Origin of the sequence: Kitasatospora sp. NPDC059088, from assembly GCF_042738155.1 — a bacterium.
In the GTDB taxonomy this organism is placed as follows: Bacteria; Actinomycetota; Actinomycetes; order Streptomycetales; family Streptomycetaceae; genus Kitasatospora.
In genome coordinates this window covers 1-8,419 of the sequence record NZ_JBHYGR010000090.1, presented here as the reverse complement: position 1 = coordinate 8,419, position 8,419 = coordinate 1, and the positions used below count along the sequence as shown (strand labels likewise).

The following is an 8,419-nucleotide window of genomic DNA, read 5'->3' as shown; positions in this document are numbered from 1 at the left end:
GGGCTCGGGCTGGCGCTCTTAGCTCGTGTCGCGGGGGGGGGCGCCCCCCCCCCGGGGGCGGCCCCCCCTCCGCCTGATCACGTCTGAATGCGCATGGTCGTACCCGATCGGCTCTGATCCGGATCCGACCACTGCCGTCCGTTCCTGTCGGCTGATCAGCCAAATCCCTTCCGTCCTGCCCGGACGACCCGAGAGGTGTGTGGAGCCCATGCCGCAGCGCCGGCAGTACCGACGGATACCGCGGCACGGCGGCGGGGGCGCGGTCCCCGGTCGGCGGGCGCGGCTGATCGGCGCTGCGGTCGGCGTGGTGGCGATGTGCGCACTGGTCGGCGGGGCCAGCGCCTCGGGGGCCGAACGCCCCGGCGGGCACGCGAACGGCGCGGCCGTCGACACCTGCGTGTGCACCGGGACGGACGTGTCCACCACGGTGGGCCCGGGCGGCAGCGTGGACGTCGGAGTGGACGTGGACGTCGAGGTCGGCGTCACCGTCGCCCCCGACGTCGGCCGCCACCACGGGCCCCGGCCGCCGCACGACCACCACCACTGCCACCGGCCGCTGACGGCCGGCACGGTGCCCGCGGTGCCCTCGCCCTCCGGCACGGCCGGGCTCCGGCCGGCGCCGGGGCGACCGACCGACGGCCACGGGTCCGGCGGCCACGGGGGCGGCGGCGAATGGTCCGGTGACGACGGGCAGGGGGAGCTTGGGGACGGCTGGTGGCACTGGGGCCACGGGGGGCACCACCATCACCACCACCATCCGCACCCCTGCCCGAGCCCCACCCCGACGCCCACCCCGACCCCGACGCCGACACCTACGCACACATCGACGCCGACCCCCACCCCTACCCACACCCCGACGCCGACGCCCACCCCGAGCGCCACCCCCACGCCGTCCCCGACCGCGGTCCCGTCGCCCCCGGCCCCCAGCCCGCCGGCGTCGCCCCCGGCCCCGGCGTCTCCGCCGCCGCCCGCCCCCGCACCGGCGCCACCGCCCCCGGCGGTGCCCGCCGTGCCCGCGGCCCCGGCGCCCGCCGCCCCCGCTCCGCCACCGCCACCGGTGGTGCCGGTTCCGGCGGTGCCCGACCCGACGGTCCCCGCCGTGGTGGCGCCCAGCCCCGTGCTGCCGAGCCCGGCCCGTCCGAGCCCGGCCCGGCCCACGCCGTCGGCGCATCCCTCCTTCAAGGTGGTGCGGGCCGCCAAACCGGGGCCCGTCGCGCCGCCGCACCACGGCGCCTCGACCACCACCACGATGCTGCTGATCACCGTCCCCGCGGTGCTCGCGGCGGCCTCGCTGCGCCCGGGTCGTGGCCGCGGCCGCGGTGGTTCCGGGTCCTGACGGCCTCCCGTCCCGACCTTCCCCCGGCTCCTCCTGTCGAGTCCTGTCGAGCGGGCCCGGGGGTTCGCCTTTCACGTCACGAGCCAAGCCAGAGAAGGGAGTTCCCATGTCCGAGTGGGTGGCGCTGATCATCGCCTTGGCGGCGGCCTGTGCCGTTGTGTTGGCGGTGGTGGTGCTGCGGCGCCGCGGCACCGGCGTCGTTGAGAACACCGACGAGACGCCGGACGTCATCGAGTACATCACGATGATGATCGGAGTGGTCTACGCGATCGTCCTCGGCCTCGCCATCGCGGGTGTCTGGGAGGCGCGCGGCGCCGCCCAGGACGACCTGTTCCGTGAGGCCCAGTCGCTGCGGGAGGTCAGCGACCGGGCGGTGGTCTACCCGGTCGAGTTCCGCGACCAGGTCCGGGCCGACGTCGACGCGTACGTCACCTACGTGGTGACCGTCGAGTGGGACTACATGGGCAAGAACGGTGAGATCACCGACAAGGGAACCGAGTTGCTGGACAAGATCCAGAACGAGGTGGTCTCCCGGGCGCCGGCCTCGGAGCTGGAGGCCCAGGCCTACCAGCCGATCACCGACCGGATCAGCCAGGCCTCCGACTCCCGCAACCAGCGCGGCCAGAACGCCGGGCCGACCATGCCGGGCGTGGTGTGGTTCGGGCTGATCGGCGGGGCGGTGGTGACCATCGGCATGCTGTTCGCGCTGCAGATCCAGCGCACCCCAAGGGAGTTGATCCTGGCGGCCTGTTTCAGCGTGCTGATCGCCTTCCTGCTGTTCATGATCTGGGACTTCGACGATCCGTTCGCCCGGAGCGTCTCGGTCACCACCCAGCCCTTCACGGACCTCTTCCCCTCGCTCAACCTCAAGAGTTGAACCGGGGCCGAGACCGATGCCGGCGCCGGTGGTCCCGAACGGGGCCACCGGCGTCGGTCGTTCGACCGGCTCGACGTCAGCGCAGGCTGCTGTCCATCGAGTTGAGCATGGTGCCGGAGGCGTCGTCGTTCTCCAGCGAGAAGGCGAACAGGCCGCCCAGGCCCTTGCCCTTGGCGTAGGCGCCGCGGGCCTGGACGGCCTGCGGGGTGTCACCCGTCCAGAAGTTGGTGCCGTCGTAGACCCAGCTGCTCTCCGTCACCGGGTCCCAATGGGTCTGCGCGGCGGTCGGGTTGAGCTCCTTCCAGGCGGCCAGACCGGCCTCCTGGCTGAGCGGCTTGGCGGCCGTCGGGCCGGTCGCGCTCTGGTACAGGCCGTAGTTCGCGCCGGCCGGGACGCCGGTCCAGCCGCGCCAGTAGAACGGGATGCCGAGCACGATCTTGTTCGCCGGGAAGCCGCCGGGGACGCCGTACTCGGGCAGGCCGGCGGTGTACGCGGTGAGGGTGGTGTCCACGTTGTACTTGCGGGTGCCGGGGGTGATCGGTGTGGTCGGGTCCGCCGGGCTGTCGTGCAGCGGGTCCTGGTGGTTGGTCGGGCCCTTGGCGTCCCAGGAGCCGTGCATGTCGTAGGACATCACGTCGGCGTAGTCCAGGTAGGCGCCGATCTTGTCGGTCTCCAGCTGGGCGATCTTGTCCTGGCCGCTGGGCAGCGCGGCGCTCAGCAGGTAGCGCTTGCCCTGGGCGGCGCCGAGGGCGTCCAGCTGGGTGCGGAACTCCTTGAGCAGCAGGGTGTAGTTCTGCTTGTCGGCGGGGGAGTAGTGGTTGCCCGTGTGGCCGCCGGCCGAGCCCGGGTACTCCCAGTCGATGTCGATGCCGTCGAAGATGCCGGCCGCCGAGGCCGCGCCGCCGGAGGCGTCACCGGCGACCCCGGTCGGCAGGTTCCCCTTGAGGAACATGTCGACGCAGGAGGAGACGAAGGCCTTCCGGGAGGCGTCGGTGGCGGCCGCGTCCGAGAAGTACTTGGAGTACGTCCAGCCGCCGATCGAGATGGTGAAGCGCAGGTTCGGGTACTTGGCCTTGAGCTGGCGCAGCTGGTTGAAGTTGCCCTTGAGCGGCTGGTCCCAGCCGTCGGTGCTGCCGTCCACGCTGGTGGCGGAGGTGTAGCCGTCCTGGTAGTCGGCGTAGGCGTCGCCCGCGCCGTCACCGGCGTTGGGGTCGGAGTCGTTGGCCGAGTCGGAGGCCTTCACCGCCTGGAAGCAGGTGAACTTCGAGGGGTCGATGTTGGCGAAGGCGTAGTGGACGACGTCCAGCTTGTTCGCGGCGCCGCTGGTGTCGACGTTCTTCGGGTAGTAGGCGTTCTCGTAGATGCCCCACTGGTCGAAGTAGGCCGCGCGGACCGGCTGTTGGGCGGGCGCCGCGGCGGTCGTGGTGCTCACCGGGGCGGACTGGGCGGAGGCGTGGCTCCCCGAGTAGCCCTGGACGCTGAACGTGTAGGCCTGGCCGGGCCGCAGCGAGCTGACGGCGACCGAGGTGCCCATCGAGGTGGCGACCAACTGGCCGTTGGACCACACCTTGTAGGCCACCGGGCCGTCGTCGCCGTTCAGGGTGGACGGCTGCCAGCCGAGCACCACGGCGCCGGAGGTGACCTTGCTGACCGTGACGCCGGTCGGGGTGGTGACCTTGCCGTCCCCGGCCGGGCCGCTCGCGGTGGCGGTCGCGGTCGGACTCCCGGTGGGGCTGCCGGTGGGGCTCCCGCTCGGGGAGCCCGTCGCGGTCGGACTTCCGCTGGGCGAGCCGGTGGCCGTGGGGCTGCCCGAGGCCGTCGGGCTGGTGGACGCCGTGGGGCTGCCGGTGGCCGTCGGGCTGGTGGTGGAGGTCGGCCCGCCCGGACCGGTCAGGGTGAGGTCGTCCGCGTAGTACGTGCCGGTGCCGTACCAGCCGTGGGTGAAGACCGTGACGGAGGTCGTGGTGGCGCCGGTGGTGAAGGTGCTGCTCAGCTGGTTCCAGCCCGTCCCGCCGGGCGTCCAGCTGGAGGCGTTGACGCCGGTGCCGGTGGCGCCCAGGTACACGTAGCTGCCCTGGACGAAGCCGGCCAGGGTGTAGCTGGTGTTCGGCTGGACAGTGACGGTCTGCTGGCACTGCGCGGTGTCGGAGGCGGAGGCGGCGCCGCTGAGCGCGTAACTCCCGCCGTGCACCGGGGTGGTGACCACCGAGCCGTTGGAGCAGCTCCAGCCGGACAGGGTGCCGGTCTCGAAGCCGCCGTTGGCCAGCAGGTTGACCGGCGAGGCGGCGGCGGAGCCGAGGGTGAGGGCGAGGGCGGCGCCGCTGGTGGTCAGCGTGGCGGCCAGGGCGAGTGCGGTGGCCCGTCTGTGCCGGGCGGCCCGACGGGCGGCTCGACCCTCGGCGGGCAGGTCGGGCCGTGCGGGCAGGACGCGGTCGTGCATGCGGGGTGTCCTCCGGATGTGTGGGGGTTCCGGCGGTGCGTGGCCCGGACGGGCCGTGGGGAGCCGGCCCGGACGCGGTGGGGGCGACCGGGCGGGGTGACACGTGCTTGACGGGTGCTCGACTGAACAGATTGGACTGGACCAATATTCGCCGTCAAGGGTGTCCACCCGCTGGACCGACCCGGGCGGCGAACAGCGGCCGACCGGTAGGTTGACCGGGACGGAACAGGACTGCCGAACGGAGGAGCGCATGGACAGTCAGGGCTGGGACGACCGCTACGCCGCGAGTGAACTGGTCTGGGGCGCCGCGCCCAACCGGTGGGTGGTGCGCGAACTCACCGGCCGCGCCCCCGGCCACGCCCTCGACCTGGCCACCGGCGAGGGCCGCAACGCCATCTGGCTCGCCGCCCGGGGCTGGGAGGTCACCGGCCTCGACTTCTCCGCCGTCGCCCTCGAACGCGCCGAACGGCTCACCGCCGAACTGCCCGACGAGGTCGCCGACCGCCTCACCTGGCGCCACGGCGACGCCCGCACCCACGAGGCCCCCACCGTCGGCTACGACCTCGTCCTGGTCGCCTACCTCCACCTGCCCGCCGCCGACCGCCGCGCCGCACTGCACCGCGCCGCCGAAGCACTCGCCCCCGGCGGCACCCTGCTGGTGATCGGACACGACCTGAGCAACCTCACCGAAGGCGTCGGCGGCCCGCAGGACCCGGCCGTGCTGTTCACCCCGCAGGACGTCCTCGCCGACCTCGCCCCCTACGGCCTGCACACCGTGCGGGCCGAGCGCGTCCGGCGCGAGGTCGACACCGAACCCGGCCACCGGGGCGGTGCGACGGGCGGAGCGACCGGCGTCGCGACGGGCGTCGCGATCGACGCGCTGGTGCGCCTGGAGCGGGGTGCCGCGTGAGCGCCCGGCCCACGACCGCCCGCCCCACCCGCCGGCTGCTCCTCACCGGCCTCGCGGCCGCCGCCCCGCTGGTGCTCGCCGGCTGCTCCTCCGGCAAGAAGGACAAGGCCGACAAGAACGGCCCGGTCGCCAGGGCCAGTGACCCGGGCGGCGCCGCCTTCGTGATGATCATCCGGCACGGCGAGAAGCCCGACGGCAACCAGCCCGGCCTGGACGAGAACGGCAAGCACGACGGCAAGTCCCTCACCCAGCGCGGCTGGGACCGGGCCAAGGCACTGCCCACCCTGTTCACCACCCCGCCCGCGACCGGCCTGCGCACCCCCGCCCGGATCTACGCCGCCACCGACCAGGGCCCGCTGGCCGGAGCCCACCGGATGCGGCAGACCGTCACCCCGCTGGCCGGCGGGCTCGGACTGACCGTGGACACCACCTACGCCGAGTCCCAGGAGTCCCAGCTGGCCGCCGCCGCCCTCGCCGGAACGCAGCCGGTGCTGATCTGCTGGGAGCACTCCCGGATCCCGCGGATCGTCGAGGCGCTCGGAGCGGCCGGCAGCGGGGCGCCGGGCACCTGGCCGGACCGGTTCGACCTGGTCTGGGTGTTCTCCCGGCCGGCCGGCGGGGCCTGGACCTTCCAGGAGGTGCGCCAGCACCTGCTGGACGGCGACGCCTGACCCGCCCGGTCGCCCCCCGGTCAGGCCGCCGACGCGCTGATCGTCACCACCGAGTACTGGACGACGGTCAGCGGCACGCCGACCGTCCCGGTGGTCACCGTGTACGGGACGGGCCGGGGCGCCGGGTCGGTGCCGTCCGGGCTGGCGACGGTCACGGCGGTGACGACCGCTCCGGCCGGGAGCGCGTAGGAGAGGGTGCAGTTGACGGGCGTGGTGCGGAAGTCGGCCGGGGCGTCGCCGAAGTTGGTGAAGTTCACCAGGTGGACGACGGTGTCGCCGCCGAGCCGCCGGGCGTCCAGGAAGATCCGCCGGTCCCCGGTGAGGGTGACGGCGGGCGGCGCCGACTGCCGTACCGCCGCCAGCAGTTGGTCGGCCGAGGCCTGGTCGGTGTTCGACAGGTAGCTCAGCCCGGGCAGGGCCTTGAGGTACCAGCAGCTGCCGCTGCCGTAGGAGTTCCGCCGGCTCGCGGGCAACGGGTCTGCCCGGCGCAGCCCGAGGACGTCGGAGAGCGCGAACTCGGCCCGCCGGCCGCCCAGTTCGTCCAGCGCGGTGGGGGCCGGGCCGGTGATCACGACCGTCCCGCCGGCCGCGACGAAGCCGCGCAGCACGGTCGCCTCGGCGTCCGAGACGGCCTGGAGGTTGGGCAGCAGCAGGACCTGGAAGCGGGCCAGGTCGGCGGCGACGAGGCCGGGGCTGGGCACGGTGTCGAACGGCACCTGGGCGTACACCAGCGCCTTGACCGTGCCGCGGAACTCGCCCAGCCAGGGCAGCGCGGCACAGCTCATCTGCGGGTCGTCGCCGCCCCACCAGTCGGCGACCCCGGCCGGGGCCTTGGCGTTGGCGTACATCCCGTTGCCCTCGCCGGGCGCGACGTAGTCCCGGGACGGCGCGGAGTGGTAGACCCCGACCCGGGCCGCGGAGACCGGGTCGTAGAGCTTCGCCTGGTTGGCCCGGACGAAGGCGAACATCCGGGCGCGCATGGCCGCGTCCACGGTGTCGTTCTTGAACGGCGTCCTCACCTCGTACGGGTTGCAGCCGGCCGCGATCAGCTGGGACATCACCAGCGAGGCGTCGTCGGCCTGCCAGCCGTAGGAGAACGCCCATGCGGGCTTGGCGCCGCTGGCCGCGCGGGCGTACTTGTACATCGAGATCAGGCAGGTCCAGTCGGTGGCGGTGGCGTGCCGCATCCCGTCGTAGTTGCCGAGGATGTCCACCTCCCAGACCTGGGAGACCGCGTCCTCGGCGGTGCGCAGGTAGCCGCCGTCCAGGCCGATGGAGGTGGCGTAGCGGTAGTCCATCGAGACCGTCTCGACGAAGGTGACCAGGTCGGGGTTGACCGAGCGCCCGGCGGCGGCGATGTCCAACTGGAAGCCGAGCAGGCTGCGGTGGCGCCACTCGACGTAGCGGCGGAACACCGGGTCGGTGAAGTCGGCGGCCCGGGGCAGGGCGAGCCCGGTGTCGGCCTTGAAGGCGGCCGCGCCCCAGCTGGAGGCGTCGCACCAGGTGAGCACGCCGTCGAAGTAGATCGGCACGTCCGGCCAGATGCCGTCCACGCCGGTGGCGGCCACCCCCTTGATCCGCCGGAGGTAGTAGTCCCGCCAGGGCGAGTGGGGGCTGAGCCAGACGCTCTCGTCGCCCGGGTCGACCCAGACCACCACGCTGCCGTAGAACACGTTGGGCTTGCCCGCGAGGTCGCGCTGGACCCAGTCCTTGCCGTGGTCGTCCTTGTAGAAGGAGCGGCCCTTCTCACCGCCGGGGGAGATCAGTTCGAGGGACGGGTAGTACATGACGACCTTGAGGCCGGCCGCGTGGGCCAGGCCGGTGAAGGTCTTCACGTCGGCCATGTGGGCGGCGAACTCGGCGTCGGTGAGCCAGTTGGAGAGCAGGGTGTCGAGTTCGATGACGCTGACGTTCTGCGCCTTGAGGGCGTCGACGTAACCCTGCATGTCGGCGGGCTCGTTGAAGGTGCCGTCGGCGATCCGGGCGTAGCGGGTCCAGTCGGGCCAGGGCTGCGCCGCGGTGGATCCCGGCGCGGCCGGGCGGACGGCTCGGGCGGCTCGGGCGGTCAGGGTCGGGGCGGCGGGAGCGGTCGGCGGGGCCGGGGCGAACGGGGTGGCGGCCCGGGCCGGGCCGGCGGGCAGCAGGCGGCCGGCGGCGAGGGCGCCGCCCGCGCCGAGGCCGGCCC

General features: G+C 73.7%; 6 protein-coding genes. 4 read left to right on the top strand and 2 right to left on the bottom strand.

The features are described 5' to 3' along the window. Positions 1 to 208 precede the first annotated feature (208 nt). Together ACFWXO_RS31295 and ACFWXO_RS31290 are read left to right on the top strand one after the other, a co-directional pair. Entirely contained in the window at positions 209 to 1,336 is a 1,128-nt protein-coding gene (locus tag ACFWXO_RS31295; protein ID WP_380527881.1) for a hypothetical protein, read from the top strand. Positions 1,337 to 1,442: 106 nt separating this feature from the next. Then, a complete protein-coding gene (locus ACFWXO_RS31290; protein ID WP_380527879.1) occupies positions 1,443 to 2,213 on the top strand; it encodes a hypothetical protein in 771 nt (256 codons plus the stop codon). Between the two features lie 76 nt (positions 2,214 to 2,289). Here the strand turns inward: ACFWXO_RS31290 and ACFWXO_RS31285 are convergent, their stop codons facing one another. Continuing rightward, positions 2,290 to 4,653 carry a glycosyl hydrolase family 18 protein gene (locus tag ACFWXO_RS31285; protein ID WP_380527876.1) on the bottom strand — a complete coding sequence of 788 codons (2,364 nt, stop codon included), beginning with the start codon at positions 4,651 to 4,653 and terminating at the stop codon, positions 2,290 to 2,292. 250 nt (positions 4,654 to 4,903) lie between these two features. Here ACFWXO_RS31285 and ACFWXO_RS31280 point away from each other — a divergent pair, with 250 nt between their 5' ends. Both ACFWXO_RS31280 and ACFWXO_RS31275 read left to right on the top strand, forming a co-directional pair. Continuing rightward, positions 4,904 to 5,563, top strand: coding sequence for a methyltransferase domain-containing protein (locus ACFWXO_RS31280; RefSeq protein ID WP_380527873.1), 660 nt, complete (start codon positions 4,904 to 4,906; stop codon positions 5,561 to 5,563). Further along, positions 5,560 to 6,234: a hypothetical protein gene (locus tag ACFWXO_RS31275; RefSeq protein ID WP_380527870.1), complete on the top strand. Its 675-nt coding sequence runs from the start codon at positions 5,560 to 5,562 to the stop codon at positions 6,232 to 6,234. Before ACFWXO_RS31280 ends, ACFWXO_RS31275 begins: the two co-directional genes overlap by 4 nt. Positions 6,235 to 6,254: 20 nt before the next feature. Here ACFWXO_RS31275 and ACFWXO_RS31270 read toward each other — a convergent pair. Then, a partial coding sequence (locus ACFWXO_RS31270; RefSeq protein WP_380527867.1) for a hypothetical protein occupies positions 6,255 to 8,419 on the bottom strand: 2,165 nt, incomplete at its 5' end.

Excerpts from the sequence above, each read along its gene's own strand:
- ACFWXO_RS31295 (WP_380527881.1), top strand. The coding sequence starts at position 209 with ATGCCGCAGCGCCGGCAGTACCGACGGATACCGCGGCACGGCGGCGGG.
- ACFWXO_RS31290 (WP_380527879.1), top strand. The coding sequence starts at position 1,443 with ATGTCCGAGTGGGTGGCGCTGATCATCGCCTTGGCGGCGGCCTGTGCC.
- ACFWXO_RS31285 (WP_380527876.1), bottom strand. The coding sequence starts at position 4,653 with ATGCACGACCGCGTCCTGCCCGCACGGCCCGACCTGCCCGCCGAGGGT.
- ACFWXO_RS31280 (WP_380527873.1), top strand. The coding sequence starts at position 4,904 with ATGGACAGTCAGGGCTGGGACGACCGCTACGCCGCGAGTGAACTGGTC.